The organism is Streptomyces gamaensis (assembly GCF_042656465.1).
GTDB classification, from domain to species: Bacteria; Actinomycetota; Actinomycetes; order Streptomycetales; family Streptomycetaceae; genus Streptomyces; species Streptomyces gamaensis.
Window position 1 is genome coordinate 508,303 of sequence record NZ_JBHSPB010000002.1, and the last position, 26,982, is coordinate 535,284.

Genomic DNA, 26,982 nt, shown 5'->3' on the forward strand with positions numbered 1-26,982 from the left:
GAAAGGAAGACCACTCATGGGCGAGATCGTCGGAGCGGGCCTGCTCTCGCACGCGCCGGTCATCATGTTCCCCGAGCAGATCCGTCTGCGGGAGAACGGGGGCCGTGACTTCACCCTCGTCACCGGCCTGCGGCAGCTGCGCGAGGAGGTGGTCGACGCCCTGGAGTACGACACCGTCGTCGTCCTCGACTCCCACTGGGCCACCACCACCGAAACGGTGATCACCGCACACCCGCGCCGGTCGGGCCTGTTCACCTCGGACGAGATGCCCGGCGCCATCAGCCGGCTCCCCTACGACCTGCCCGGCGATCCCCAACTCGCCCACGCCGTCGCCGAAGCGGCGGAGCGGCGGGGTCAGTGGCTCACCGCCAACGACGACCCGTATCTGCCGGTCCACTACGCGACGCTCAACCTGTGGACGTACCTCGGCCGGCCGGACAAGCCGTGGGTGTCGGTGTCGATCTGCCAGACCGCCACCGTCGAGGACTACCTCGCGGCCGGCGAGGCCCTCGCGCAGGCCGTCGCCGGACTCGGCCGCAGGGTGCTTCTCCTCGCCTCCGGCGGGCTCTCCCACCGCTTCTGGCCGCTGGCCGAGCTGCGGGAGCGCATGGCGGGCGACCCGCGGCACATCGTCACCCCCGAGGCACGGGCCGCCGACGAGGAGCGCATCGCCTGGCTGGAGGCGGGCCGCCACGACCGGGTGATCGCCGCCATGCCGCAGTACCGGCCCTTCGCGCCCGAGGCTCGTTTCGGCCACTACCTCATGCTCGCGGGCGCGCTGGGCGGGGCACGCTGCACGGTGCCCGGCCGCCGCTTCGGCGCGTACGAGAACGGCATCGGCACCGGCCAGGTCCACATCTGGTTCGACCTGCCCGCCGCCGGCGGGCAGCGGCAGTCGGCCGCCTGACGGGCGGGGGAGGAGCAAGGATGACCAGCGACGGGCGTCGACTGCGCACGTGCCTCGGCCACTTCGCCACCGGCGTCACGGTCGTCACCTGCGACATCGACGGCGTGCCGCACGGAGCCACCGTCAACGCCTTCACCGCCGTGTCCCTGGACCCGGCCCTGGTGCTGGTCTCGCTGCACCGCGAGAGCAGGGCGGCCCGGCACCTGGACGGCAGACCCTTCACGGTCAACGTGCTCGGCGAGGGGCAGGACGCCCTCGCCCGGCACTTCGCGGGCCGCCCGGGCAGTGCTCCTCCCCGCTGGGTGCGCACGGGCACCGACCGCGCCCCCCGGCTCGCCGGTTCGCTCGCCACCCTGGCCTGCACCCCGTGGGCGGCCCACGACGGGGGCGACCACCGGATCTTCCTCGGCCGTGTCGAGGAGTTCGACCACCGCCCCGGCCGGCCCCTGGTGTTCTACCGGGGCGAGTTCCGCCGGCTCGGGCCGGTGCCGGTGCGGTCGCTTTTGACCAGCGGCGTGCAGGAAGGAAACACTGCGTAGTCAAAAGTCCGTCAAGAGACTGTATTGGAATCGCATGTCCCTGCTTCAGTCGCCGCAGTCCCAGCCCCAGCCCCACGCCGGCCGCAGGACGGTCCTCACCGCCGCTGTCGCGGCGGCGGCAGCGGGGGTTCCCCTGCTCACGGGGTTCGGCAGCGGAACCGCGCACGCCGCGGCCGCCGGTGACCTCTACACGTCCAACACCGATCTGTACACGCGGCTGCCGAACGGTGAGGGCACCGAGTACGCCCGCCGCTACAGGCGGCACGAGATGCTCGACGCGAGCCCCGACGGGCGGTACCCCTACAACCGCACGACCGTCCTGGCCCTGCACGGCGGCGGGATCGAGGGCGGGACGTCGGAGCTCTGCCTCGGCATCGCCGGCTATCACCCGGCCACGTCGGAGCCGGTCCGGGCCGACGGCCCCTTCCACGACTACTGGATGTTCGAGGGGCTGCGGAACTCCGACAACCGCGGACTCCACGTCACGTCGAAGCACTGCGACGACCACGTCGCCCGCTCCATGGCCGCGGGCAGCCTCAACGTCCTGAGCCTGCACGGCTGTTCCGCGGCCCAGGCCGGCGCCCCGGCGTCCCGCCCCGAGGCGGTGGTCGTCGGCGGCCTCAACGCCGGCTTCCAGCGCCTGATGACCGAGGAACTCCGGGCCGCCGGCTTCCAGACGATCGACGGCGCGAAGGTCCCCGACCTCAACGGCGATCACCCCGACAACATCTGCAACCGCACGATGCTGGGCAAGGGCGGTCAGCTGGAGCTGACCACGGAGCTGCGGCAGAGCATGTTCGGCACGTTCACGCGGCAGGGGCGGCCGAAGAGCACGAACGAGACGTTCTGGCGCTTCACGGCGGCCTGCCGCGCGGCGATCGCCCGGCTGGAGGCGGGCGCCGACCAGAGGATTCTGTAGCGCGGACACACGCGGACACACGCGGACGCAGAAGCAGACGCAGAAGCAGACGCAGAAGCAGACGCAGAAGCAGACGCAGAAGAAGTAGACGCAGAAGCGGGGTCGCCGGTGGGGCGGCCCCGCTTCCGCTGTGCCCGGCGGAGCTGACGCACTGCCGCCGAACCCGAAGTGACATACCCCCCTCCCCTATACGGTCCAGGAGTGGGGTGTGCGCGGGCCAAGCCCTTTCATACCCCCTGGGGGTATGCTAACTTCCTTCGTAGTTGATACCCCCAGGGGGTATCGAGGGAGTGAAGGGCAGGGCTCATGTCTACCGTCAATCCACGGCGCTGGTGGGCACTCGCGGTGCTCGCCGGGGCCCAGTTCATGGTCATCATGGACACCTCGATCATCGGGGTCGCGCTGCCCAAGATGCAGCAGGACCTCGGCTTCTCGCAGGGTGATCTGCAGTGGGTGTTCAACGCCTACGTCATCACCTTCGGCGGACTGCTGCTCCTGGGCGGGCGGCTGTCCGATCTGCTCGGCGCGCGCAAGGTGTTCGTCACCGGCTGGAGCGTCCTGATCGCCGGATCCGTGGTCGCCGCGGCCGCGCAGAACGCCGCCGTCGAGGTGGTCGGCCGGGCCGTGCAGGGCGTGGGCGGCGCGCTCATCGCCCCCGCGTCGATGACCTTGCTGATGATGCTGTTCGGGCACAACCCCAAGGAACTCGGCCGGGCACTGGCCTTCTACGGAGCGGCCGCACCCGCCGGCGGCACCGCCGGCGTCTTCCTCGGCGGCGTGTTCACCGAGTGGATGAGCTGGCCGTGGGTCTTCATCATCTACGTGCCGATCGGCGTCGCCATCCTGCTGGCGACCGGCCTCCTCCCGGCCGTGCGGGGACGCCGCGGCGGCGTGGACGTCCTCGGCGCGATCGCCGTCACCGCGGGTCTCGCGCTCACCGTCTTCGCCGTGGTCCGCGCGCCCGAGGTCGGCTGGGGCTCCACCGGGACGCTCCTCGAACTCGTCGGCGGCATCGTCCTGCTGGTCGTCTTCCTGCTGATCCAGAAGGCCGTACGGACCCCGCTGATGCCGCTCGGCATCTGGCGCACGCCCGGTCTGGGCGCCTCGAACCTGGCGATGGCGCTGCTGGGTGCCGCGTGGATCCCGATGTGGTACTTCCTCAACCTCTACCTCCAGCAGGTCCTCGGCTACAAGGCGTTCGCGAGCGGCGCCGCCCTGCTGCCCATGACCGGCCTCCTCATGATCTTCATGACGGCCATCACCGCCCGGCTCCTGGCCCGCTTCGGCCCCAAGCCGCTGATCGCGTCCGGGCTGTTCGTCCTCGCCCTCGGCCTGGTGTGGCTGTCGGCCGTCGAGCCCACCGGCACCTTCCTCGTCGACGTGCTCCCCGCGTCGCTGGTCGCCGCGCTCGGCATGTCGCTGGCCTACATCCCGGCCATGATGGCCGCGATGTCGAACGCCAGGCAGGAGGAGGCGGGACTGGCCTCCGGCATCGTCAACACCACCTACCAGGTGGGCTCGGCGCTGGGCCTCGCCGCGCTGACGGCCCTGGCCACCTCCCACGGCGCGGGGCGGCTCGGTGATCTGCCCGCGCTCACCGACGGGTTCAGTGCCGCCTTCGTCGGGGCGGCGATCGTGGCGGCGGCGGGTGCGGTCCTGACGCTGCTGTTCATGCGGGGGCGCCCGAAGGGCGCGCAGAGCGAGGCTCCCTCGGAGGCGGCGGCACAGCCGCAGGGGGAGCGGGTGAGCGCGTGAGTCCGGGGGCTCCGCCCCCAGGACCCCCTCGCACCACCGCCGAACTCCGCCCCGTGGGGCCGTCCGCGATGCCCGAGAAGGCAGCGGACGGCCCCACGGCCGTATCCCCGTGCCGTATTCCCGTCCCGCCGAAGTCCCCGAAGTGCAAGGGAGCCCACCGTGTCTGTCGACTCCACGGAAGCCAGCGGCCTTTCGTCCGCACTGCACGCGCAGACCCGCGCCGTCCACTCCGCCACCCCCGCCGACACCACCGGCAGCCACCCCCTGAGCACCCCCATCCACCAGTCCTCCGCCTTCTCCTTCGACTCCGCCGACGCCCTCGCCGAGGCCATGGCCGGGCCCGACGGCGCCGCCTCCTACAGTCGGCGCGGCAACCCGACCGTGCGCGCCCTGGAACGCGCGCTCGCCGGACTGGAGGGCGGGGCCGCCGCGCTGGCCACGGCCTCCGGAATGGGGGCGGTGAGCGCGGTGCTGCTGTCGCTGCTGCGGCCCGGCGACCATGTGGTGGCCCAGCGCTGCCTGTACGGCGGTACGCACTCCGTTCTCGCCGATCTCGCCGAGCGGTTCGGGATCGAGGTCGACCGCGTCTCCGGTGCCCGCGCGGCGGAGCTCGCGGCCGTCCTGCGGCCGCGCACCCGGCTGCTGCTGGTGGAGACGGTCGCCAACCCGACCTGCGAAGTCGCCGACCTGCCCGCCCTGTTCGGGCTCGCCCGCCGGCACGGCGTGCTGTGCGTCGTGGACAACTCCCTCGCCTCACCCCTGCTGTGCCGGCCCATCGAGCACGGCGCCGACATCGTGCTGCACTCCACGACGAAGTATCTGGCGGGCCACTCCGACGTCATCGGCGGCGCCGCCGTCTTCGCCGACCGCGAGCTGTACGGGAGCGTGTGGCGGCGGGCGGTCGAACTCGGTTCCACCGCGGCCCCGTTCGCCGCCTGGCTGACGCTGCGCGGCATCCAGACCCTGCCGCTGCGGATGCGCCAGCACTGCGAGAACGCCGCCGTGCTGGCCCGCCGCCTCGCGCTGCGCCCCGAGGTGGAGGCGGTGCGCTGGCCGTGGCTGCCGGGCCACCCCTCGTACGCCGTCGCCCGCCGGCTGCTCGCCGGGGGCGGCGGCATGCTCTCCTTCGACCTGGCCGGCGGCCGGGCCGCCGGGCGGGAGTTCGTCGAAGGGGTCCGTCTCGCCCGGATCGCGCTGTCCCTGGGCGGGGTCGAGACCCTGGTGACCCATCCGGCCAGTACCTCGCACCGCGAACTGGACGCCCAGGCCCTGCGCGTGGCCGGCGTGGGCGCGGGGACCGTGCGGATGTCGGTGGGCCTGGAGCACGTCGAGGACCTGTGGCGGGATGTCGAGCAGGCCCTGGAGGGGCTGTGACCGCGTGCGCCGCATGGCTCGATTCCCCTGTGGCGCAAGCAAGTTGACGGACTGTCCGGAGGTACCTGCCCCCTTATTAGATTTGGATTGACAAAAGAAATGAGCCATTCGTAGCTTGGTTTCACCGGAAAGACGAGCCGGGCGAACCGCCCGGTCCGACAGATGGAGGGGCCCCGGAATGCGCTACTGCTTCGAGGACTTCCGGCCGGGCGACGTCCACGAGCTGGGCACCGTCACGGTCACCGAGGAAGACGTGCTGGAGTTCGGGCGCCGCTTCGACCCCCAGCCCTTCCACACCGACGCCGAACGGGCCGCGCTCTCCCCGTACGGCGGACTCATCGCCAGCGGCTGGCACACCGCCGCGCTGTTCATGCGGCGCTACGTCGACGGACTGCTCGCCTACAGCGCCTGCGCCGGCTCGCCGGGCGTCGACGAGATGCGCTTCCACCGGCCCGTACGCCCGGGGGACACACTCACCGCCCGCGTCGAGATCCTCGGCTCCCGGCCCTCGCTCGGGAACCCGGCCACCGGCATCGTGCAGCCCAAGTGCATGCTCCTCGACGCCGACGGCGCCCTGGTCTTCAGCGCCGTCCTGCACAGCATCTTCGAGCGCCGCTCCACGACCACGGCGGCCACGCCGCAGCAGGACGACCCCGTCGCCTGCGGACGCGGCTGACGACGTATCACCTGACCACTTATCAAAAAAAGGGGGACCTCTCATGGAAGCTGTTTCCCGGACCGCCCAGTGGACCGCCGCCGCGCGCGCCCTGGAATCCGAACGCGACGACCGCATCTTCGACGACCCCTACGCGCGCACCGTGGCCGCCGGGACGGGCTTCGCCCTCCTGGAACGCTACGCGGGCGCCGGCACCGTGCCGTTCCTCGCGATCCGCACCAAGTACCTCGACGACGCCGTCGTGCGCACCGTCACCGAACGCGGCATCCGCCAAGTGGTCTTCCTGGCCGCCGGGATGGACACCCGCTTCCACCGGCTGCCCTGGCCCGACGGCGTCACCGTCTACGAACTCGACCGGCCCGCCCTCCTCGACGCCAAGGCCGCGATGCTCGCCGGCGAACCCGAGCCCGCCGGGCGCGAGCGGCGCACCGTCGCCGTGGACCTGACCGGCGACTGGACCGGCCCGCTGAAGGAAGCCGGCTGGCACGCGGAGGAACCCGTGCTGTGGGTCGTCGAGGGCCTGCTGTTCTTCCTGCCCGAACAGGCCGTACGCACCCTGCTGGGCACCCTCGCCGCGCACAGCGCCCCCGGCTCCGTCCTCGCCGGTGACGTCATCAGCCGCGCCGCCCTCCTCAACCCGCTCTCCCGGCCCTTCCTCGCCGCGCTCCGCGAGGACGGCAACCCCTGGCTGTTCGGCACCGAGGAACCCGAGCAGCTGCTCACCGACTGCGGCTGGGCCGTGCGCGAAGTACGCCAACCCGGCGAGGAGGGCGCCGACTTCGGCCGCTGGCCCTACCCCGTCGTCGCCCGCGACGTGCCCGGCGTGCCCCGCTCGTTCCTCTTCACCTGCGACACCCCCGCCCACCCGGAGCCGGCAGCATGACCACCACCACCGCCCCGGCGGTCACGGCCGAGGAGACGACAGCCTTCCACCAGAGGCTGATCGGGGACGCCGGAGCGGCCGTACGCGGCCTGACCGTCGCCCTCGGCGAACGCCTCGGCCTCTACCGGGCCCTGGCCGAGCACGGCCCCCTCACCCCCGCCGCCCTCGCCCGGCACTCCGGCATCACCGAGCGCTACGCCGAGGAATGGCTGCACGCCCAGCTCAGCGCCGACTACGTCCAACGCCTCCCCGGCGACGACCGGTACGCGCTGCCCGCCGCCCACGTACCCGTCCTCGCCGACGCCGGGTCCGCGGCCTACACCGCCGGATTCTTCACCGCCCTCAAAGCCCTCTACGCCACCGAGGACGCCCTCGTCGACGCCTACCGCACCGGCGGCGGCGTCGGCTGGGCCGAGCACGACCCGGCCCTCGACACCGGCATGGGCAGCTTCTTCGAACCCTCCTACCAGCACCGGCTCGTGCCCGAGTGGCTGCCCGCCCTCGACGGCGTCACCGGCAGGCTGCGCGCCGGCGGGACCGTCGCCGACGTCGGCTGCGGCATCGGCCACACCACCCTGCTGATCGCCGAGGCCTTCCCCGAGGCCGTCGTGCACGGCTTCGACTACTCCGCGGAAGCCGTCGCCATCGCCCGCCGCCGCGCCGCGGAAGCCGGCCTCGCCGGCCGCGTCCGCTTCGAGGTCGCCGGCGCCGAGGACTTCCCCGGCACGGGATACGACCTCGTCACCTTCTTCAACTGCCTGCACGACATGGGCGATCCGCACAGCGCGGCCGCCCGGGTACGGGCCGCGCTCGCCGACGACGGCACCTGGATGCTGGTCGAGACCAACGCCTCCGCCGCCGACGTCACCGCCGGCACCCCCGCCGCGCGGATGTTCATGAGCCTGTCGGCCGTGATGTGCCTGCCCGTCGCCGCCGCCCAGCAGGGCCCCCACGCCCTCGGCAACCACGCGGGAGAGGACACCTACCGCGCCTTCGCGAAGGCCGCCGGCTTCACCCGCTGGCGCCGGGCCGCCGAGACCCCCGTCAACGCCGTGTACGAGGCCAGGCCGTAACCCCCCGCGCGCCCGCCGCGCCGGACCGACGCAGACCCAGGAGACACCATGACCACCGCGGCCCTGCCCGTCACCGACCGCTTCCAGGAGATCCTCGCCCGCCTGACCGAGAAGTCCGTCGAGGACTACTACAACCCCTACCAGACCTTCGACTGGCCCGACCGGCTCGACGACGACCGCATGTGGATGAGCCCCGAACTGCTCACCGTGTACGGCACCGAGCACTTCGACACCCTCGGCGAGGACACCCTGCGCCGGCTGTCGAAATGGGAGAGCGTCAACTTCTACAGCCTCAACGTGCACGGCATCCGGGAACTGCTCATCGAGGTCGTCCAGCGCATCCACACCCCCGGCTTCGAGGTCCCCTCCGACTTCTTCCACCACTTCATCGGCGAGGAGAACGAACACATGTGGTTCTTCGCCGAGTTCTGCCGCCGCTACGGAGGCAAGATCTACCCCTCGCAGGGGCTGCGCGCCGAGTCCGGCTGGGCACCGGAGACCGAGAACTTCCTCGTCTTCGCCCGCATCCTCTTCTTCGAGGAACTCGTCGACCACTACAACACCCGCATGGCCCAGGACGATTCCCTGTGCGCCACCATCCGGCAGGTCAACGGACTGCACCACCAGGACGAGTCCCGCCACATCGCCTTCGGCCGCGAACTGGTCTCCCTGCTGCACACCCGGGTGCGCGAACGCGTCGACGCCGCCGAACGGCGCGCGGCCGAGGACTACCTCAAACGCTACGTCGTCTACAGCGTCAACTCCCTCTACAGCCCCTACGTCTACCGCGACGCCGGCATCGCCGACCCGCTCGCGCTGCGCACCTCGCTGCTGGAGGACGAGCGCCGCCGCCCGCTGGAGCGCAAGGCCATCCGCAAACCGCTCGCCTTCTTCCTCAAGACGGGGATCTTCACCGACGAGACCCTGCCCACCCTCTGACCCCTCACCGCGGGCCGCCGGCCCGCACCCGAACCGACCTTGGAGAGGTGGCTCATGACCCCCACCGGCACCCTGACCAGGCCGCAGCCCGCCCCGCGCACCGAGACCCCCCGGGAGAGCTCCGGACTGACCGCGCTCGGCCCCGAGGGCACCGCGCTGCTGCGGCTCCTCGACGACACCTTCGAAGGCTGGGGCACCGCGGCCGGGGCCCACGCGATGACCATGCCGCCGCTGCTGCCCGCGGCCGACCTCGCGCGCCTCGACTACTACACCAACTTCCCGCACCAGGCCGTCGTCGCGGCCAACCTCGACCTGTCCCGGGCCGCCGACCCCACGACCCTGTGCTGCGACACCGGCTGCTTCCCGGGCGAGGCCCTCCAGCCCGCCTCCCTGGGACTGCCCTCCGCGTCCTGTTACGGCGTCTACCTCGACCACCAGGGCCGCGCGGTCGCCGCCGAGACCCTGGTGACCGTGGTCGGCTGGTGCTTCCGCAAAGAGGAGCGCTACGAGGGACTGCGCCGCCAACTCGGCTTCCGCATGCGCGAGATCGTCGCCCTCGGCAGCCGCGAGCACGCCGACCGCCACCTCGCCGACTTCACCGAGAAGATCACCGCCTTCGCCGAGGCCCTCGACCTGCCGCTGCGCCGGGAGGCCGCCTGCGACCCCTTCTACGACAAGGGAAGTTCCAAAGCGGTGCTCCAGCGGCTCGTGCCCGTCAAGCACGAGTTCCTCTACGAGGACCTGGCCATCGCCTCCGTCAACACCCACCGCAACTTCTTCGGCGACCGCTGCGGCATCACCGTCGACGGCACCGGTGAGCCCGCGGCCACCAGCTGCGTCGCCTTCGGCCTGGAGCGCTGGCTGTCGGCGCTGACCCGGCGGCACGGCGACTGGGAGGCGGCCCGGCGGGCCGTGCTCCGGGCCCGGTCGGCGGTCTGAGATGAGCTCCCCTCCCTCCGGTGCCGGCGGCGGTCTGGGCTGGGCGAACCTCGGCATGGACATCGTGTCCGTCACCCGTGTCCGCCGGCTCCTCGCCGAGCACGGCGAAGCCATCTTCCACAAGATGCTGACCGACGGGGAACTCGCCGACTGCCGCGTCGACGTCGGCCTCGAACCGCTCGGCCTGTGCGGCCGGATCGCCGCCAAGGAGGCCGCGTTCAAGACGCTGCGGGTGCGCGACCGCGTCCTGCCCTGGCGGGACATCGTCGTCCGGCGCTCCGACGGCGGCTGGCCCGTCGTCGAACTGCGCGGCACCGCCGCCGAACTGGCCCGCCGGGCCGGCATCGCCGAGATCACCGTCAGCATCAGCCACGACGTGGACTACGCGGTCGCCGTGGCCGCGCCCGTCCCGCACACCGCACCCCCGGCCATCGCACCCCTCACCACCCCACCCACCGCCTCCGCTTCCACGCGAGCGTGAACAGACCGAGGAGAATTCCCGTGAACGACGCCCTGCAGCAGATCAAGGACTGGATCCTCAAGCGCCACCCCGAGCGCCAGGACATCGCCCCGGACCTCGACCTGATCGAGAACCGGCTCATCGACTCCCTGTCCTTCGTGGAGTTCGTCTTCCTCCTGGAGCGCGTCAGCGGAGCGACCATCGAGATGGAGACCCTGGAGATCGACGCCATCCGCACCCTCGACGCCATCGACCGCGCCTTCCTGCGGTCCCGGGTCGCCTGAGCAGGACGACCCCCTCCGCGAGGGCGCCGCCGGCCCCGACAGGACCGGCGGCACCCTCGCGGTCCGACGACCGAGACAAGGAGTCCCCATGGGCCAGGCCCCGCGCGACGCGGAACCGCCGCGCGATCCGGAACTGCCCGGACGGCTGCTGCTCGCCGAGCGCGACGCCCTGCTGCCGCTGCTGCGCCGCACCCCGCCCGAGCGCTACACCCTGCGCACCGCCTGCCCCGGCTGGACCGTCCGCGACGTCCTCGCGCACTGCGCGGCCGCCCTCGTCCGCATCGTCGAGGGCCGCACCGAGGACGGCTTCGGGCCCGGCACCAACGCCGCCGACGTCGCCGAGCGCGCCGACTGGCCGCTGCACCGCGTCCAGGAGGAACTGGAGTACGGGCTCACCGCCGCCGGACCCGCCCTCGCCGCCGGGGACGGCACCTGGGACGACGTGGCCCTGGGGGAGTGGGTGCACGCCGGCGACGTACGCGACGCCTGGGGCGAGCCCGGCGCGTACGGCGGCGGCGACACGGAGGCGGCCCTCGCCCTGCTGGGCCTCGCGAGCCGCAACCGGGACACCCCCCGCGTGCACGCGAACCTCCCGGGCCGCACCGCACCGCTCGTCCTCGGCAACGACACCCCCGGCCGCCCGCCCGCCGAACTCGCCGCCGACCTCCCGGCGTTGATCCGCCTCTACTCCGGCCGCCCCCTGGTCGGCACCCGCTACACCCTGCGCGGGGCCCGCGAGGACGAACTGGTCATGTACCGCTGAGCGCGCGGGGCGCTCACTCCGTGGACACCACCTGGAACGCCTCCGCCAGCCGGCCCGGCGGCAGCCCGGCCGCCGTCGCGTGCTCGGCGAGCCACCGGCGCAACAGCCCCGCCAGATCGTCGAGATGGGCGGTCTGCGACGTGTGCACGCGCAGCGCCTCCACCTTGCGCTCGAAGACCCCGGTGACATCCACGTACTGATTGGGCCGGGGCCCGGTCATCAGCCAGGTCTCGGGCACGGTCCACGGCCGCAGACCCTCGTGCCGCAGGAGCGAGGGATGCGCGAACGGATTGCGCGCCTCCGGGTAGATCGCCCGCAACGCCGCCTCCCCGACGGCCCGGTGGTCGGGATGCGTGTCCGCGATCCGGTCCCAGTTGATCTCCGGGCTCGGGATGATCGCGCGCTGCGGACGCACCTCGCGGATCACCCGGCACAGATCCCGCCGCAGCGCCGCGTCCGGCTCGACGAAACCGTCCGGATAACCGAGGAACCGCACGTGCTCCACCCCGATGAACTTCGCGGAATGCGTCTGCTCCGCCCGCCGCAGATGCGCCATGGCCTGGCGCGGCAGCGCCTCGTCGAAGCCGCCCGCGTCGCCGTCCGTCACCACGCAGTACGTCACCCGGGTCCCCCGGTCGATCCACTGCATGACGGTGCCGCTGACGCAGAACTCGATGTCGTCCGGGTGGGCGGCCACCACCAGAAGGCTCTCGGGCGCGCCACGCTCGGGCACGCCGGTCCTGAAGTCGCTCATGAAAGCCAGCCTGTTGGACCGTACACGGCCCGACAAGGCGAGGCGCTGGCGCGCCCGCGACATGGCGCCCACCCGCCACGCGACCCCCGGACCCACGGGCTCCCTGGCGCACCCACGCCACGGCGTGAACCGGACGTCCGCCACCGCCCCGCACGGCCCTGAGCCTCTGTCAGGCTGGTCACGGGCCCGCCGCCGCCGACCGCGAGCGGCACGGAAACCGTCGGCCCGCCGACGGACCGACCCCGCTTCCAACCCCTGCCAGACGACCGACCGTTGACCGAACCGTGTTCGGGAATGAGGACCGGGATGACATTCGAGAACCTGCGGATCGTGGTCGCCGGGGCGTCCCGGGAATTCGGCCGGGCGCTCGCCACCGGCTTCGCCCACCTGGGCGCCGAGGTGTACGTCTCCGCCCGCACCGCCGAGGCCGCCGGGAAGGCCCGCACCCACGTCGACGGGTCCGCCCGCGACCGCATCCACCCCTTCGCCTGCGACCTCGGCCGGCCCGAGGAGATCCGCGCCTTCGCCCACGGCGTCGGCGAACTCACCGACCGCATCGACCTGTTGGTCAACAACGGCGCCCGCTGGCTCGACGGACCGGAACTCCAGGGCGCCACCGACAGCGAGATCGTCGACACCATCGACACCACCGCCGGCGGCACCGTCCTCGCCGTCAAGCACTTCCTGCCGCTGCTGCGCCGCTCCCCGCGCCCCGACATCGTCAACCTCGTCGGCGTGCGCGACGCCGAACAGGCCGGCACGGCCCCCGCGCACGAGGCGTTCTACGCCGCCAAGAGCGCCCAGGCCGGCTTCGCCGACATCCTCGCGCACCGGCTGCGCCCCGCCGGCGTCCGCGTCTTCGCGCTCTACCCGCCGGACTTCCGCACCTCCTGCCCCCGCACCGCCGAGTGGCAGGGACCCTCCCGCGTCCCGGACGAGAAGCTCACCACCCAGGCCCTGTTCGAGGCGATCGTCTACGCCGTGCGGCAGCCCCGCGACTGCTTCATCCGCTCCTTCCACTTCGAACCCCGCTGATCCGCACCCCGCTGACCCCACCAGAGGGCCGAGGAGGCCAACCCCCATGAGTGCCCCGCTCTGGATCACGGCGACCCCGCCCGCCCCGCACGGCGAACTGCACATCGGACATCTCGCCGGCCCCTACGTCGCCGCCGACGTCCTGCGCCGCTTCCTGCGCGCCGACGGCCAGGACGTCCTGCTGACCACCGGCACCGCCGACCACAGCGGCTCGGTCGCGCTGCGCGCCCTGCGCCAGGGCCGCAAACCCGCCGAGGTCGCCGAGGGCTACCGCGAGGCGATCACCGCCGACTGGCAGCGCTGCGGCGTGGAGTTCGACCACGTCGTCGCACCCCGCTCCGGCACCGGCTACCGGCCCTGGGTGCAGGAGACGTTCCGCGCCCTGTACGCCGAGGGACTCATCGCCGGGCGCGCCCGGCTCCTGCCGTACTGCGAACCCTGCGGCCAGTGGCTGCACGGCGCCCACGTCACCGGGGAGTGCCCGCACTGCGGCGCCGCGTGCGGCGGCGGCCACTGCCGCGCCTGCGCCCGCCCCAACGACGGCGCCGACCTGACCGCGCCCACGTGCGCGGTGTGCGGCGCCGCGGCCGCGCCACGCCGCTGCCGGCGGCTCTACCTGGCCCTGGAACCGCTGCGCGAGGAACTCGCCGACCACTGGCGCGCAGCAGCCCTCCCGCCCCGGCTCGCCGCCCTGTGCCGCGCCCTGCTCGACGACGGCCTGCCCGAACTCGCCGTCTCCCACCCGGGGGAGTGGGGCACGCCCGTACCGGTCGACGCCTTCGCCGACCACCGGATCGACGCCCGCTTCGAGGAAGCCGCGATCACCCTGTACGGCGGCGGCCTCGCCGGCCCGGACGAGGACGTACTGCCGCGGCGCACCGCCCACTTCGGCGGCTTCGGCCACGCCTTCGTCCAGGCCGTGCTGCTGCCCGCCCTGCTCCTGGCCCGGGGCGTGAAGCTGCCGCAGGACTTCTTCGTCAACGAGACCTTCCGCCGGTACGACGAGGACGAGCACCCGCACCCGCCCGGCGGTCCCGGGCGGCGCCCCGAGGTCTGGGCACTGGACCTGCTCACCGAGTTCGGCTCCGACACCCTGCGCCGGTACGTCCTCGCGGCGCGCCCCCTCGCCCGCGGCACCGGCTTCCGGCGCGAGGACCTCGTCGGAGCCCGCCGGGTGCTGGACGGGACCTGGAACGCCTGGACGGCCCGGCTGCTCGCGGCCGTCCGCGAACGGCACGCCGGCCTCGTCCCCGAGGCGGCCCCCGGCGGTACGGGCTGGGACGTGCTCCACCGGCGCCTCGTGCGGGCCGCCGAGGACCTGCGCGAGGCGTACGCGCCGGACTCCTTCGACCCGCGCCGGGCCGTCGCCCTCCTCGACGAAGTCCTGTGCGCCACCGCCGACTTCGGACACGTCAACGACGCGGTGCACGACACGGTGGACGGCGGGGCGGACGACGGCGCCGCGCTCGTGGCGCAGCTGGCGGTCGCCGGGGCGCTGACCGCCTGGGCGCGGCCCGTCATGCCCGAGGGCGCCGACCGGCTCGCCGCCTCCCTGCGCCTGCCGAAGGGCCGGCCGGTCGACGCCTCCGCCCTGGCCGCCCCCGCGCCGGGCACCCGGCTCGCGCCGCCCTCGGGGCCGGTCTTCGGCTTCTGACGTGCCCGGGAGCGAAGGTGACATTCTTCGAAAAGTGACGCGTCCGTGCCATGGCGGGTCCACGACGTGCCGGAAGGCTGGTGGGCCCGCGGTTCCCCGGAGATGATCGAAGCATCCCGCTGGGGCCCGGCGACCGGGCCCCGCGCTTCACAACTCCCGGAGGAATCATGTCGGTTCGCCCCTGTCCCGCCGCCCCGTACGCCGACCGCGCCGACGACCGCATCGTCTGGCCTTGAAGGCCGGCTTCCCGCTACGGCTCGCGGCAGTCCGGGCACAGCCCCCGGAAGACGACCTCGGCCCCGTCCAGCCGCCAGCCGTCGACTCCCTCGCGGGGGACGGGCGGGGCCTGCGCGCCCACCGCCGCGACCCGGCCGCAGCCCTCGCACAGCGCGTGCTGGTGCGGCTCGCCCGCCGCCTCGAAGACGGCGGGGCGGCCGGGGCGGTCGAACCTGCGGGCCAGGCCCGCCTCCAGGAAGTGCCGCAGCATCTCGTAGACGGCCTGACTGGTCAGCGTCCCCAGCCGCTCCCGGGCGGCGGCCGTGATGGCCTCCACGTCCAAGTGGCCGCCCGCGGTGAGGACATGCAGCACCTCCAGGCGCGGGCTCGTCACCCGCAGGCCGGCGTCGCGCAGCTGCTGCACCGCCGCCTCCCGCCCCGACAGCGCCGTACCACCCGCCACGGTTCCCGCCCCTCCGCTGCTTTGGTCCAGCCAAAGATGTGTCGCAATCCTACCCGTCGTCGCCCCGGCGGGCCGGGGGCGGGAGGGCGGCGGAGGTTCAGTCGAGCCAGCCCATGCGGGTGGCCTTGACCCCCGCCTCGAAGCGGCTGGACGCCCCGAGGACCTGCATCACCTCGGACAGCAGTCGGCTCACGGTCCGCAGCGAGACCCCCAGATTCCGGGCGATCTTCTCGTCCTTCATCCCGGACGCGAGCATGCGCACCGCCGCCCGCTGCTGCTCGGTCAGCCCGTCACCGCCGCGCTCGGTCTCGGCGCCGCCGTCGAAGGGCGAGGACGTGTGCCAGCAGTACTCGTACATCGTGAGGTACGAGCGCACCAGCGCCGGACCCCGGGCGAGGATCGCCCCGGCCCGCTGGTCCTCCGGGTCCAGCGGCAGCAGCGCGAACCGCCGGTCGCCCAGGATCATGTTGACCGGGACCACGGGCGCCAGCCGGACCTCCACCCCCAGAGCCGTCTGATGGTGGAAGTAGTCGCGCAGCGGCGGGATCGCGGCCAGCCGCTGGTTGTTGATCGTCCGTACCCGTGCCCCGCTCGCCAGCAGCCGCCGGTCGCGCTCCAGGCCCTGTGCGAGGAACTCCCCGGTGGGCAGGGCTCCGGGGTGCATGGAGGAGATGTCCTCGCGGACGACCTCGGTCAGTTCCTCCAGTACCTGGTGGATGCGCCCGTAGTCGGTGAGGATCTCCACCTCCACCGCCGCCTCGCCGGGACTGCCGGACCGCAAGTAGCGTTCGGTGAGCGCCTCCAGCGCCGTGTAGGCCTGATCGGCCTCGTGCAGCCTGCGGTGCAGGGCCCGCTGCTCGCGCTGCAGGACGCGCAGCAGCGCCACTTCGGGGGCGACGGCCGTGACGGGCTCCGCGCTCCCGCCGTGCTCACCGGCGCCGTCGGCCGGCCCGGCGGGGGCCGGGGCGATCAGGCCCAGCCGGGTCAGCTCCCCGGCCGCGTCGCCGGTCTCCCGGGCGTCGAGGCCGAGTTCGCGGGCCGCGGCGCCCAGGTCCGCCGTGCCGTGGGCGCGCAGCCGCTGGTAGACGGCGAACGCCTGGTCGGGCGTGCCGCAGGCTTCTCTCCTCGCCACGTCGTGACCTGCCCCCCTGTCGCACGCTGTGGTTGCGCGATGGCGGTCACTGTAACGTCCGTATGAACAGCGGACGACGGCCGGGGCGACGGCATGTCAGGTGTGGTCCGTGTCACGTCGGTTCACGTGCGGCACACCAGCAGGACTCCGCTCGTGGAGGCGTCCAGCCGCTGCCGGGCCGACGAGACGACCCGCAGGCCCGCCCGCGCGAGGTCCGCGCGCAGCGCTCCCGGCTCGACGATCCACTTGTCCGTCGTCAGCAGCGTCTGCCGGAGCGAACCGTCGGCCGACAGGCACTGCGAGCGGTACGCGATGTGCTCGGTGAGTGCGACGGGGTCGAAGACCTGCCGGGCCGTCGCCGTCTCCCGGACCCCGTCGACCCGCGGTACCTCGAACCTCCAGGTGCGGCAGGGCCGTTCGGCGAGCTGCTCCGGCGCGTGCTCGGCGTAGTCCAGCGCGAGCGCGCCCTGCGGGTGCAGATGCCGGGCGAGCAGGGCCAGCAGCTCGGCCCGGGCCCTCGGAGGCACCGCGCTGACCATCGCCCCCGCCAGCAGCACGAACCGGTAGCGGCGGCGCAGCCGCAGCGCCGCCAGATCCGTGTGCACGGCCGTCACGCAGCGGCGCACCGCGTCCCCGCAGCGGGCCGCCCACGCCTCCAGCCGCAGCAGCGAAGGGGCGTCCCGGTCGACGGCGTCCACCTCGAAACCGTGCCGGGCGAAGGGCACGGACAGCCGCCCGCCCCCCGCCCCCAGATCCAGCACGGGCCCGCCCGTGGAACGCGCCACCGCGAGATGCCCCAGGATGTCCGCGCTGTACGGGCCGAGCAACGCCGCCTGCAGCCACGGGCCTTCGGGGTCCTCCGGGGCCACGGACTCCAGCCCCGGCAGCCACGGCGGCCCCGCCGGGCCGGCGAGCCGTACGGTGTCCGGCGCGAGCAGGCCCGGCGCGGCGGCGGTCGGCAGTGCGGGCATGGCTCCTCCAGGGGGCGCGGGCGAGGGACCGGCGTGCGGGCGTCCGGACCGTGCTGTCCGGCCCATCGTCGCGCGCCACCGCCGATAGGGACCACCGTCCGTGGCTGCGCGTCCACGCGATGGCGTGGACCCGCCACGCGGCGCCCGGATCCGTCAGATCGCCCGCGAACAGCGCAGCTCGGCAGCCGTGTTGCCGCCGTCGCCGATGGCCCCGGCCGCCGGGGGGCGGAAGCCGTGCCGGGTCAGGAACGGCAGCGCGGGGTCGGCCCCGGACCGCACGCTCACCCACTGCTCGCGGGCCCGGTGCGCGCGGTGCCGGTCGGTCAGCCGCTCCAGCAGCGCCGAGCCCACACCACGGCGCCGGTGCGCCGGCGCCGTGCACACGGAGAACAGCTCCCCGCAGCCGGCCATCACGATGCCGCCCGCCGCCGCGCCCACCACCTCGCCCCTCCCGGTGGCCGCCACCAGCCAGCCCAGCCACGCCGGATCGCCGCGCGTGACCCCAATTTCGGTGCGGATACGGGAAATCGAGCAATAACGGCCGATCAGGCTGTTCGTGACGCTCTCGCCGAGCAGCGGCACATAGCTCTCGCGCAATGCCTCGGCGAGCAGCCGGGACACGGTGGATGCCTCGGCCTCGACCGCGGGCCGTATCTCCATCGGTCCCATGGATCTCCTGCCTGGCCGGGGGAGTCTCCGCCCGGGTGCGCACCACCATAGACCGCTGCGGCGGCCCCGAAAAAGGGGCCGCCGAAAAGAGTGGGAAATGCTGGGAACGGCCGCCGTTTTGTGTGGGGAATGTGTACGGGAAGGCGGGCCGGAGGAGCCCGATCCGGCTACTAAATTACTTAGTTATTCAGTAGCCGTAAGGCTGTTGGAGAACTCATCCCAGGAATCCGCAGCAGGCAAAGGCCACCGGCACCGCCACCGCCCCCGCGACCGCGAGCCACCCCAGTCCGCTCAGCGCGGGCCGCCTCGGCCCGGCCGGCCGCAGGATCCGCTGGATGCGCACCACCGCCGACGGGCCGCCCGCCGCGAACGCGCCGCCCGGCGTGTGCCCGGCCGCCACCTCGTACAGCGCGGTCGCCAGCGCCTCGCGCGAACAGCCGCGCAGCGCACGGTCGTCGGCCGCCATCTCCACCAGCAGCGGCAGCCGCTCCCCGGCCAGACGCGCCAGCGGCAGCCGCCCGAAGGCCCGCCGGTACGCGTCCGCGCCGACCACCAGCAGATGGTGACGTCCCCTCAGGTGCGCGCGCTCGTGCGCGAGCGCGGCCTCCAGCTGATCGGGGCTCAGCACACGCAACGCGCCCGAGGAGACCACGACACGGGCCGGACGTCCCGGCACGCAGTACACCGCCGGGGTGTCGTGGTCGAGGACCGTCACCGCCGACCCCGGTGCCCTGCGGCCCACCAGACGCAGGGCCCGCACGTGCCGGCCGCGCCGCGCGCGGGCCGCGAACAGCTCGCGCGCGAACGCGGCACCGGGCAGGGCGAGGACGGCGAGCCCGGCCCCCGTCCCCAGCAGCACCCGCGTGCCGTCCGCGTCCGCCCGCCACCAGGCGTGGTCCCACACCGCCGCGAGCACCGGCCCCAGTTGGTGTCCCAGCTCGTCGGGCAGCAGCAGCTGCGTCGTGCCCAGGGCGCACGCGAGGGAGAACACCACCATCAGCACGAGCCAGGCGGCCGCGGCCAACCGGGGCGCGTACGCGGCCCACTTGGCGCGGGCCAGCGCCTTGGGCGCGACGACGCCGGACAGCAGCGCGAAGGCCACAGGCTGCAGCACGTGATGGTTGAGCAGCATCACGGGCGGCCGCCGCGGCCGATGGAGCGCAGCGCCGCGTCGAGCGCCTCGATGTCCTCGCGCGACATGTGCTCGACGAACCGCAGCAGTGCCGCCCGCCGGTCCTGGGTATTGCCCAGCGCGTCCTGCATCAGCCCCGCCGTGTACTCCTCGCGGCTGCGCACCGGTTCGTACAGCCAGGCCCGGCCCGACTTCTCACGCCGCAGCCAGCCCTTGCGGTAGAGGATGTCGGCGACGGTCATCACCGTGGTGTAGGCCACCGGGCGGGTGCGGTTGATGTCGTCGACGACCGCGCGGACGGTGGCAGGCCGCCCCCACTCCCACAGCCGGTCCATGATCTCGCTCTCCAGCTCGCCGAGCCGACGCACGGCTTCCCCCTCCTCCGACCGCCGCCTGCGGTGCCTGCGGCTCATCGTACGACTCGCGACGAACGCGGGCGCGGGAGCCTTTCACGCCCGCGCCCCACGCCCGTTCACGCCCTGCCCTCACGCCTGTCCCTCACGCCCGTACGAGCCGGGCGATGGCGCGCGTGGCCTCCTCGACCTTCTCCCGGGCCTCGTTCTCGCCCCGGCCGATGGCCTCGGTCACGCAGCAGCCGAGGTGCTCGTCGAGCAGTTGCAGCGCGGACGCCTGCAGGGCGGCGGTCGTCGCCGAGATCTGGGTGAGGACGTCGATGCAGTAGGTGTCCTCCTCGACCATGCGCTGCAGGCCGCGCACCTGGCCCTCGATGCGGCGCAGGCGCCGCAGGACGTCGTCCTTGTGTCGTTCGTAACCGGCCATGGCTGCCTCCGTGATGCGACGAAGGGTGGGGCGGACCGGAGGGTCCGCCCCACCCGGATGCGAGGAGTCGGTGGGTCTGGGGAAAGGTTCAGGACTCGGCGCGGAAGCCGCGCAGGCGCAGGCTGTTGCCGACGACGAAGACGGAGGAGAAGGCCATCGCCGCACCCGCGATCATCGGGTTGAGCAGTCCGGACGCCGCCAGCGGCAGCGCCGCCACGTTGTAGGCGAAGGCCCAGAAGAGATTGGACTTGATGGTGCCGAGCGTGCGCCGCGAGAGCCGGATGGCGTCCGCCGCGGCCCGCAGGTCACCGCGCACCAGCGTCAGGTCGCCCGCCTCGATGGCGGCGTCGGTGCCGGTGCCCATCGCGAGCCCGAGGTCGGCCTGGGCGAGCGCGGCCGCGTCGTTGACGCCGTCGCCGACCATGGCCACCGAACGGCCCTCGCCCTGCAGCCGCTTGACGACGTCGACCTTGTCCTGCGGCATGACCTCGGCGATCACCTCGTCGATGCCGACCTCGCGGGCCACCGCCTCGGCCACCGCCCGGTTGTCGCCGGTCAGCAGGATCGGGGTGAGCCCGAGGGAGCGCAGCCGGCGGATGGCCTCCGCGCTGGTGTCCTTGACGGCGTCCGCGACCTCCAGCACCGCCCGCGCCTCGCCGTCCCAGGCCACCGCGATCGCGGTACGGCCCGCGGCCTCGGCCTCCTCCTTGGCCCGCGCGAGCTCCGCCGGCAGGTGCATGGCCCACTCGGCGAGCAGCTTCTCCCGGCCGACGAGCACCGCGTGCCCGTCGACGACGCCCTGCACCCCGAGGCCGGGCAGGTTCGCGAAGTCCTCCGGTACGGGCAGCGGTCCGGCCTTCTCGGCGGCGCCGGTGGCCACGGCCTGGGCGATCGGGTGCTCGGAGGCGTGCTCCAACGCGCCCGCCAGACGCAGCACTTCGCGCTCGTCGGTGCTCGCGGCCGTGTGCACCTTCAGCAGGGTCATCCGGCCGGTGGTGACGGTGCCGGTCTTGTCCAGGACGATCGTGTCGACCTTGCGCGTGGTCTCCAGGACCTCCGGGCCCTTGATGAGGATGCCCAGCTGCGCGCCGCGCCCGGTGCCGACCATGAGGGCGGTGGGGGTGGCCAGTCCCAGGGCGCACGGGCAGGCGATGATGAGGACGGCCACGGCGGCGGTGAACGCGGCGGTCAGGCCCGCGCCGTTGCCGAGCCAGAAGCCGAGGGTCGCGAGCGCGAGGGCGATGACGACGGGAACGAAGACGGCCGAGATGCGGTCGGCGAGCCGCTGGGCGGCCGCCTTTCCGTTCTGCGCGTCCTCCACGAGTTTGGCCATCCGGGCCAGTTGGGTGTCCGCGCCGACGCGGGTGGCCTCCACCACGAGCCGGCCGCCCGCGTTGAGGGTCGCGCCGGTGACGGCGTCGCCGACGCCGACCTCGACCGGCACCGACTCGCCGGTGAGCATGGAGGCGTCCACGGCCGAGCTGCCCTCGACGACGATGCCGTCGGTGGCGATCTTCTCGCCGGGCCGGACCACGAAGCGGTCGCCGACCGCCAGGTCCTCGGTGCGGATCCGCTCCTCGCGGCCGCCGCGCAGCACGGTCACTTCCTTCGCGCCCAGCTCCAGCAGCGCCTTGAGCGCGGCCCCGGCCCGGCGCTTGGAGCGGGCCTCGAAGTAGCGTCCGGCGAGGATGAACGCGGTCACTCCGGCGGCCGCTTCGAGATAGATGTTCCCGGCGCCGTCGCTGCGGGCGATGGTCAGCTCGAAGGCGTGCGTCATCCCGGGCATGCCCGCGCTGCCGAAGAACAGGGCCCACAGCGACCACAGGAACGCGGCCGAGGTGCCCACCGATATCAGGGAGTCCATGGTGGCCGCGCCGTGCCGGGCGTTGGTCCAGGCGGCCCGGTGGAAGGGCCAGGCGGCATAGGTGACGACCGGCGCGGTCAGGGTCAGGGACAGCCACTGCCAGTACTCGAACTGCAGGGCCGGCACCATCGCGAGGACGATGACGGGGACGGCGAGGACGACCGCGGTCACCAGCCGCTGCCGCAACGGGCGCAGCTCGTCGGCCGCTTCGGCGCCGGGGCCGCCCTGCTCCGGCGCGTTGCGCTCGCGCGGCGGGGCCGGGGGAGCGGCGGTGTAGCCGGTGGCCTCGACGGTGGCGATCAGGTCGGCCACCGTGACGTCGTCGCTGAAGGTGACCTTGGCCTTCTCGGTGGCGTAGTTGACGGTGGCCGCCACACCGTCCATGCGGTTGAGCTTCTTCTCTATGCGGGCCGCGCACGAGGCGCAGGTCATTCCGCCGATGGCGAGTTCTGTCTCGGTGGTGCCCGCGGCACCGGTGGTCGTGGTGGACATCGTGCTCCTCGTGCTGGAGAACGGCGGCCGGGGCCCGGCGGCTGCCGGGGCCCCGGACGGGGAGTGGCGGCGAGGGGGGCCGAAGGTCAGGCGCGGCCGGTCAGCTCGTACCCGGCGTCGTCGACGACCCGCGCGATCAGCGCGTCGTCGGGCTCGCCGGAGAAGACGACGGCGACCGTGCCGGCGCCGACCTGGACGTCGACGGAGGCCACGCCGTCGAGCTCCCCGATCGCCTTGGTGAGCGTCGCCTTGCAGTGGCCGCAGGTCATCCCGGACACGGCGTAGACGACGGCCGGGGCGTCGGCGACCGCGACGGTCGCCGGGCCCGCGGAGTGGCAGCTGCCTTCGGGGGTGCAGCAGTCGGACATGGAATTCCTCCCGGGGCGTTCGGTAGTGCGGTGGACCAAGCGGGCCTGGATACCCATGGGGGGTATCGCTCGACCTGCTTCAGGTATACCCCTGCCCCGTATCCGACGCAAGCCCGGACCGGGGTTGACTTCATACCCCCTGGGGGTATCTTCGGGTGGTGGGTCGCGGGAGCGGCCGTGCGAAGTCGACGCCCCGGCAGGGGGCGGGAAGCAGGGAGCGCCGTCATGAACACCGCAGTGAAGATCACCGCATTCGCCGCCGCGCTCGCGGCCACCTTCGGCACCGCCTACGGAGCGGGCCACGGCATCGACCCCCTCACGGACAAGGCGGAGACCACCGCCCACGCCGCGCACGGGGACAAGCACGGGGACAAGGACGCACACGGGGAGTCAGCGGGCCACGACGCCCACCCGGCCGGCGGCCTGCAGATATCGGAGGCCGGCTACACCCTCGACCTGAGGACCGCGCGACTGGCCGCAGGCCAGCCCCAGACCCTGCGCTTCGCGATCACCGGCCACGACGGCCGCCCCGTGACGGCCTACCGGGAGGAGCACGGCAAGGAGCTGCACCTCATCCTCGCCTCGCGCGACCTGGCCACCTACCGGCATCTGCACCCCGTGCGCGACGCCGACGGCACCTGGAGCACCCCCGTCGACCTGCCCCGCGCCGGCGACTACCGCGTCCTCGCCGACTTCACACCGGCCGCGAAGGACGCCCGCGACCTCACCCTCGGCGCCGACCTAGCGGTCTCCGGCCCGTACGAGCCGAGCGCCCCCCACACGCCCTCCCGCACCGCGACCGTCGACGACTACACCGTCACCCTCGACGGCGCCCTGCGCGCCGGCGAGCCCGGCACCCTGCGCCTGACCGTGGCCAGGGACGGCCGCCCCGTCACCGACCTGGAGCCCTACCTCGGCGCGTACGGCCACCTCGTGGCCCTGCGCTCGGGCGACCTGGGCTATCTCCACGTCCACCCGGGCGGCGGGCCCGGCGACGCGGCCACCGGCTCCGGGCCGGAGATCTCCTTCACCGCCACCGCCCCCAGCGCGGGCACCTACCGCCTCTTCCTGGACTTCCAGCACGGCGGTACGGTCCGCACCGCCGCCTTCACCGTCGAGGCCGCGCCGGGGGCGGGGCACGGCGGCTGAGCGCTCAGCCGGCCGGCCCGCCGTCCCGTACCTCGCCGAACCCGAAGAAGCCGCAGTAGAAGCCCAGTTGGTGGTCGAGCATATGGTGGCCGTGATGCACCGTCAGGCCCAGTCCGGCGGCCGCCGTGAGCAGCGGGGTCCACTCCGGCTTCATGACGATGTCGGCCACCACCGCCCCCGGGGGCAGCTCCTGCGGGGGGAAGGGCAGCGGATCGTCCGGCCGCATGCCCAGCGGGGTCGCGTTCACCGCGAGGTCGCAGTCGCCGAGCGGTCCGCGCCCCGGCAGGTCCGCCGGGGCGGCCGCCGCCGTCCGGCCCGGCCGGTACCGCTCCAGCCGTGCGCACAGCGCGCGCAGACGCGCGCTGTCCGGGTCGCACACCGTCAGCCGCGCCACCCCGGCCTCCAGCAGCGCCGCCGCGACCGCGCTCCCGGCGCCCCCCGCCCCCGCGAGCACCGCCCGCCGCCCCTCGGGGTCGTGTCCGGCGGCCCGCAGCCCCGCGACGAAACCCGAGCCGTCGAAGTTCTCGGCCCGCCACCGGCCGTCGGCCTCGCGGCGCAGGGCGTTGGTACTGCCCACGGCCGCCGCCGTCGCCCCCACCACGTCCGCGAAACGCAGCGCCGCGATCTTGTGCGGGACGGTGACCAGCAGCCCGTCGAGGTTACGGACGCGCTTCAGCCCCCGGACCACCGCCGGGAGGTCCTCGGGCGAGGCGTGCACCGGAACCAGCACGGCGTCGTGGCCCAGCCGCGCGAACAGCGGATTGAGCAGCGCCGGCGCCCGTACCTGCGCGACGGGATCGCCCAGGACGGCGAGCAGGCGCGTCGTGCCGCTGACGGTCACGGACGAGGGAACATCAGGGCGCACGGGATCCCCTTGCGGTCGTCGGATCCGCCGGCACGGGGTGCCGGACGGCGGTCTCGGCCCGCATCGTCCCCAGGACCCGGGCCACCGTCTCCTCCGGCACGCCGGGCACGACCTCGGGACCGCGCGGGCCGTCGAGCACGAACGTGAGCCCGTGGCAGGACGCGGCCGCCTTCTTGTCGCGCCGCATCAGCGTCACGAGCCCGGCGACGTCCACCCCCGGCGGCAGCCGGTCCGGCAGCCCGTAGTGCCGGACCACCTCCCGGTGTTCGCGGGCGCGGGCGCTGTCGACGCGCCCCAGGGCCCGGGCCAGCAGGCCCGCGAAGACGGTGCCGATCGCCACGCCCTCGCCGTGCCGCACCGCAAAACCCGTCGCGGTCTCCAGCGCGTGGCCCAGCGTGTGGCCGTAGTTGAGGAGGTGCCGGCGGCCCGTGTCGCGTTCGTCCGCCGCCACGACCGCCGCCTTGAGCCGCACGCTCGCCGCGATCTGCTCGTGGACGGGCAGACCGCGCAGCTCGCCCGCTCCGATGAAGTGGCAACGGGCCAGCTCGCCGTAGCCGTTGGCCCACTCCTCGGCGGGCAGGGTGCGCAGGAAGCCGGTGTCGCACAGCACGGCCCGCGGCTGCCAGTAGGCGCCCATCAGGTTCTTGCCCTCCGGCAGGTTCACCGCCGTCTTCCCGCCGACGCTCGCGTCGACCTGGGCGAGCAGCGTGGTCGGCAGGTGCACCACCGCCACCCCCCGGTGGTAGAGGGCGGCCGCCAGCCCCACCGTGTCCGTGGTCGTGCCGCCCCCGCAGGAGACCACCACATCGGCACGGGTCAGCCCGTATTGGGCGAACTCCCGGCACAGCGAGGCGACATGACCGGGTGTCTTGTGCGCCTCGCCGTCGCGCGCCGTGAGCGTCAGCGTCGGTACGCCCGTGCCGGGCAGCAGCCCGGGCGGCCGGGCGGAGACGACGACGGCCCGCCGGGCGCCCAGCGCCGCGATCACTCCGGGCAGCAGGGCCCGTACGCCCGGACCGATGTGCACGGGATACGCGCGCTCGCCCAACTCGACGTCGACCCGCGTGCCTTCGGCTGCTCCCGCCGTGTCCGTCACGACGGCTTCCGTGCCGTCACCACCGCGTAGCCGATCTCCGTCACCGAGCCGAAGCGGGCGATGCCGTCGACCATGCGGTGGAAGTCCGCCTCGGCCATACCGGTCTGAACCACCTGCCGTGCCGCGCGCATCGCGGCGGCCACGGCCTCGAAGGACGGCCGGACGGCCTCCCCGATGTCCGTGAAGTCCACGACGTCGAGCCCGGCGGCGGTGACGCACTCCTCGTACGCGGCCCTGGGCAGGATCGGCCCGTGCTGGAAGTCCCCCTCGGAGTGCTCCACGGCGGCCCGCCGCCCCGGGTCGAGCACCGGGCGGCGCAGCACGAAGTCCGTGACGGCCACCGTGCCCCCGGGCCGCAGGACCCGGGCGAGCTGCTCGTACACCCGGGTCCGCACCGGGGCGTGGCACATCACCTCGATCGCGAGCACCGCGTCGAACGACGCCTCGGCGAAGGGAAGATCGTGCATGTCGGCGACCTCGAAGCGGGCCGACGCGGCCATCCCCGCGGCGGCGGCCCGCTCGCGGGCCAGACCCGCCTGGTACGGGCTGAGGGTGATGCCGGTGACGTGCGCGCCGTGGGCCGCGGCCACCCGCAGGCCCGCCTTGCCGTTGCCGCAGCCCACGTCGAGCAGCCGCGAGCCGGGACGCAGGTCCAGGCCCGCCGCCACGACGTCGGTCAGCCGGTCCCCGGCCTCCTCGACCGTCGTCGCCGGGTCCGGGCCGGCCCAGTAACCGCCGTGCAGATAACCGCCCATGGCGTGCGCCATGAGATCGGTGAGCCGGTCGTAGAGCTCGCCGATCCCCTCCGCCGCCGGTGCCCCGCCGGTCATC

Annotated in this window: 29 protein-coding genes; 16 read left to right on the forward strand and 13 right to left on the reverse strand. The window is 73.7% G+C overall.

Going from position 1 to position 26,982, the window contains the following annotated elements:
- Positions 1-16: 16 nt before the first annotated feature.
- The 13 genes from ACFP1Z_RS04610 (at position 17) to ACFP1Z_RS04670 (ending at position 11,511) form a co-directional block, all read left to right on the forward strand.
- Positions 17-907 (forward strand): DODA-type extradiol aromatic ring-opening family dioxygenase, encoded by an 891-nt coding sequence (locus ACFP1Z_RS04610; protein ID WP_390314552.1) that lies wholly within the window; start codon positions 17-19, stop codon positions 905-907.
- A gap of 20 nt (positions 908-927) precedes the next feature.
- Complete coding sequence (locus tag ACFP1Z_RS04615; protein ID WP_390314554.1) at positions 928-1,446, forward strand: flavin reductase family protein; 519 nt, start codon at positions 928-930, stop codon at positions 1,444-1,446.
- Positions 1,447-1,480: 34 nt separating this feature from the next.
- The gene (locus tag ACFP1Z_RS04620; protein ID WP_390314556.1) at positions 1,481-2,365 is read left to right on the forward strand and encodes a poly-gamma-glutamate hydrolase family protein; all 885 of its coding nucleotides are present in this window, start codon (positions 1,481-1,483) and stop codon (positions 2,363-2,365) included.
- A gap of 306 nt (positions 2,366-2,671) precedes the next feature.
- Positions 2,672-4,120, forward strand: coding sequence for an MFS transporter (locus ACFP1Z_RS04625; RefSeq protein ID WP_390314558.1), 1,449 nt, complete (start codon positions 2,672-2,674; stop codon positions 4,118-4,120).
- Positions 4,121-4,279: 159 nt separating this feature from the next.
- Positions 4,280-5,494 (forward strand): trans-sulfuration enzyme family protein, encoded by a 1,215-nt coding sequence (locus ACFP1Z_RS04630; RefSeq protein ID WP_390314560.1) that lies wholly within the window; start codon positions 4,280-4,282, stop codon positions 5,492-5,494.
- Between the two features lie 178 nt (positions 5,495-5,672).
- Positions 5,673-6,170, forward strand: coding sequence for a MaoC family dehydratase (locus ACFP1Z_RS04635; protein ID WP_390314561.1), 498 nt, complete (start codon positions 5,673-5,675; stop codon positions 6,168-6,170).
- 43 nt (positions 6,171-6,213) lie between these two features.
- Positions 6,214-7,053, forward strand: a complete 840-nt coding sequence (locus ACFP1Z_RS04640) for a class I SAM-dependent methyltransferase (RefSeq protein WP_390314562.1) — start codon at positions 6,214-6,216, stop codon at positions 7,051-7,053.
- Positions 7,050-8,126, forward strand: a complete 1,077-nt coding sequence (locus tag ACFP1Z_RS04645) for a class I SAM-dependent methyltransferase (RefSeq protein ID WP_390314563.1) — start codon at positions 7,050-7,052, stop codon at positions 8,124-8,126. Before ACFP1Z_RS04640 ends, ACFP1Z_RS04645 begins: the two co-directional genes overlap by 4 nt.
- A 48-nt stretch (positions 8,127-8,174) precedes the next feature.
- Positions 8,175-9,065 (forward strand): diiron oxygenase, encoded by an 891-nt coding sequence (locus ACFP1Z_RS04650; protein ID WP_390314564.1) that lies wholly within the window; start codon positions 8,175-8,177, stop codon positions 9,063-9,065.
- A gap of 54 nt (positions 9,066-9,119) precedes the next feature.
- Positions 9,120-10,004, forward strand: a complete 885-nt coding sequence (locus tag ACFP1Z_RS04655) for a class-II aminoacyl-tRNA synthetase family protein (RefSeq protein ID WP_390314565.1) — start codon at positions 9,120-9,122, stop codon at positions 10,002-10,004.
- 1 nt (position 10,005) lies between these two features.
- Positions 10,006-10,485, forward strand: a complete 480-nt coding sequence (locus ACFP1Z_RS04660; protein ID WP_390314566.1) for a holo-ACP synthase — start codon at positions 10,006-10,008, stop codon at positions 10,483-10,485.
- A gap of 20 nt (positions 10,486-10,505) precedes the next feature.
- Positions 10,506-10,748 carry an acyl carrier protein gene (locus tag ACFP1Z_RS04665; RefSeq protein ID WP_390314567.1) on the forward strand — a complete coding sequence of 81 codons (243 nt, stop codon included), beginning with the start codon at positions 10,506-10,508 and terminating at the stop codon, positions 10,746-10,748.
- Positions 10,749-10,836: 88 nt separating this feature from the next.
- A complete protein-coding gene (locus ACFP1Z_RS04670) occupies positions 10,837-11,511 on the forward strand; it encodes a maleylpyruvate isomerase family mycothiol-dependent enzyme (RefSeq protein ID WP_390314568.1) in 675 nt (224 codons plus the stop codon).
- A 13-nt stretch (positions 11,512-11,524) separates the two neighbouring features.
- On the opposite strand, the gene ACFP1Z_RS04675 is transcribed toward ACFP1Z_RS04670, so the two are convergent.
- Positions 11,525-12,265 carry a PIG-L deacetylase family protein gene (locus ACFP1Z_RS04675; RefSeq protein WP_390314569.1) on the reverse strand — a complete coding sequence of 247 codons (741 nt, stop codon included), beginning with the start codon at positions 12,263-12,265 and terminating at the stop codon, positions 11,525-11,527.
- Between the two features lie 306 nt (positions 12,266-12,571).
- Here ACFP1Z_RS04675 and ACFP1Z_RS04680 point away from each other — a divergent pair, with 306 nt between their 5' ends.
- Together ACFP1Z_RS04680 and ACFP1Z_RS04685 are read left to right on the forward strand one after the other, a co-directional pair.
- Positions 12,572-13,300: an SDR family oxidoreductase gene (locus ACFP1Z_RS04680; protein ID WP_390314570.1), complete on the forward strand. Its 729-nt coding sequence runs from the start codon at positions 12,572-12,574 to the stop codon at positions 13,298-13,300.
- Positions 13,301-13,346: 46 nt separating this feature from the next.
- Complete coding sequence (locus ACFP1Z_RS04685; RefSeq protein ID WP_390314571.1) at positions 13,347-14,954, forward strand: class I tRNA ligase family protein; 1,608 nt, start codon at positions 13,347-13,349, stop codon at positions 14,952-14,954.
- A 250-nt stretch (positions 14,955-15,204) separates the two neighbouring features.
- Here ACFP1Z_RS04685 and ACFP1Z_RS04690 read toward each other — a convergent pair whose 3' ends face one another.
- The 9 genes from ACFP1Z_RS04690 to ACFP1Z_RS04730 all read right to left on the reverse strand — a co-directional run bounded on the left by ACFP1Z_RS04690 (position 15,205) and on the right by ACFP1Z_RS04730 (position 23,041).
- The gene (locus ACFP1Z_RS04690; protein ID WP_390314572.1) at positions 15,205-15,633 is read right to left on the reverse strand and encodes a Fur family transcriptional regulator; all 429 of its coding nucleotides are present in this window, start codon (positions 15,631-15,633) and stop codon (positions 15,205-15,207) included.
- A gap of 97 nt (positions 15,634-15,730) precedes the next feature.
- Complete coding sequence (locus tag ACFP1Z_RS04695) at positions 15,731-16,765, reverse strand: LuxR C-terminal-related transcriptional regulator (RefSeq protein WP_390314573.1); 1,035 nt, start codon at positions 16,763-16,765, stop codon at positions 15,731-15,733.
- Between the two features lie 122 nt (positions 16,766-16,887).
- Entirely contained in the window at positions 16,888-17,736 is an 849-nt protein-coding gene (locus ACFP1Z_RS04700) for a class I SAM-dependent methyltransferase (RefSeq protein ID WP_390314574.1), read from the reverse strand.
- A gap of 153 nt (positions 17,737-17,889) precedes the next feature.
- On the reverse strand, positions 17,890-18,396 hold the full coding sequence (locus ACFP1Z_RS04705; RefSeq protein ID WP_390314575.1) for a GNAT family N-acetyltransferase: 507 nt from the start codon (positions 18,394-18,396) through the stop codon (positions 17,890-17,892).
- Between the two features lie 223 nt (positions 18,397-18,619).
- Positions 18,620-19,519 (reverse strand): M56 family metallopeptidase, encoded by a 900-nt coding sequence (locus ACFP1Z_RS04710; protein WP_390314576.1) that lies wholly within the window; start codon positions 19,517-19,519, stop codon positions 18,620-18,622.
- Between the two features lie 17 nt (positions 19,520-19,536).
- Positions 19,537-19,905: a BlaI/MecI/CopY family transcriptional regulator gene (locus ACFP1Z_RS04715; protein WP_390314577.1), complete on the reverse strand. Its 369-nt coding sequence runs from the start codon at positions 19,903-19,905 to the stop codon at positions 19,537-19,539.
- A 130-nt stretch (positions 19,906-20,035) separates the two neighbouring features.
- The gene (locus ACFP1Z_RS04720; protein ID WP_390314578.1) at positions 20,036-20,317 is read right to left on the reverse strand and encodes a metal-sensitive transcriptional regulator; all 282 of its coding nucleotides are present in this window, start codon (positions 20,315-20,317) and stop codon (positions 20,036-20,038) included.
- 88 nt (positions 20,318-20,405) lie between these two features.
- A complete protein-coding gene (locus ACFP1Z_RS04725; protein ID WP_390314579.1) occupies positions 20,406-22,673 on the reverse strand; it encodes a heavy metal translocating P-type ATPase in 2,268 nt (755 codons plus the stop codon).
- An 86-nt stretch (positions 22,674-22,759) separates the two neighbouring features.
- Positions 22,760-23,041 carry a heavy-metal-associated domain-containing protein gene (locus tag ACFP1Z_RS04730; protein WP_390314580.1) on the reverse strand — a complete coding sequence of 94 codons (282 nt, stop codon included), beginning with the start codon at positions 23,039-23,041 and terminating at the stop codon, positions 22,760-22,762.
- Positions 23,042-23,266: 225 nt separating this feature from the next.
- On the opposite strand from ACFP1Z_RS04730, the gene ACFP1Z_RS04735 reads away from it, so the two are divergent.
- Positions 23,267-24,190 carry a hypothetical protein gene (locus ACFP1Z_RS04735; RefSeq protein ID WP_390314581.1) on the forward strand — a complete coding sequence of 308 codons (924 nt, stop codon included), beginning with the start codon at positions 23,267-23,269 and terminating at the stop codon, positions 24,188-24,190.
- 4 nt (positions 24,191-24,194) lie between these two features.
- Here ACFP1Z_RS04735 and ACFP1Z_RS04740 read toward each other — a convergent pair whose 3' ends face one another.
- From ACFP1Z_RS04740 to ACFP1Z_RS04750, 3 genes are read right to left on the reverse strand one after another with little or no spacing between them, the layout of a single operon-like run.
- The gene (locus ACFP1Z_RS04740; RefSeq protein WP_390314582.1) at positions 24,195-25,055 is read right to left on the reverse strand and encodes a shikimate dehydrogenase family protein; all 861 of its coding nucleotides are present in this window, start codon (positions 25,053-25,055) and stop codon (positions 24,195-24,197) included.
- Positions 25,045-26,151, reverse strand: a complete 1,107-nt coding sequence (locus ACFP1Z_RS04745) for a 3-dehydroquinate synthase family protein (RefSeq protein WP_390314583.1) — start codon at positions 26,149-26,151, stop codon at positions 25,045-25,047. The genes ACFP1Z_RS04740 and ACFP1Z_RS04745 overlap by 11 nt, the downstream gene beginning before the upstream one ends.
- The gene (locus ACFP1Z_RS04750; RefSeq protein ID WP_390314584.1) at positions 26,148-26,981 is read right to left on the reverse strand and encodes a class I SAM-dependent methyltransferase; all 834 of its coding nucleotides are present in this window, start codon (positions 26,979-26,981) and stop codon (positions 26,148-26,150) included. The genes ACFP1Z_RS04745 and ACFP1Z_RS04750 overlap by 4 nt, the downstream gene beginning before the upstream one ends.
- Position 26,982: the final 1 nt, after the last annotated feature.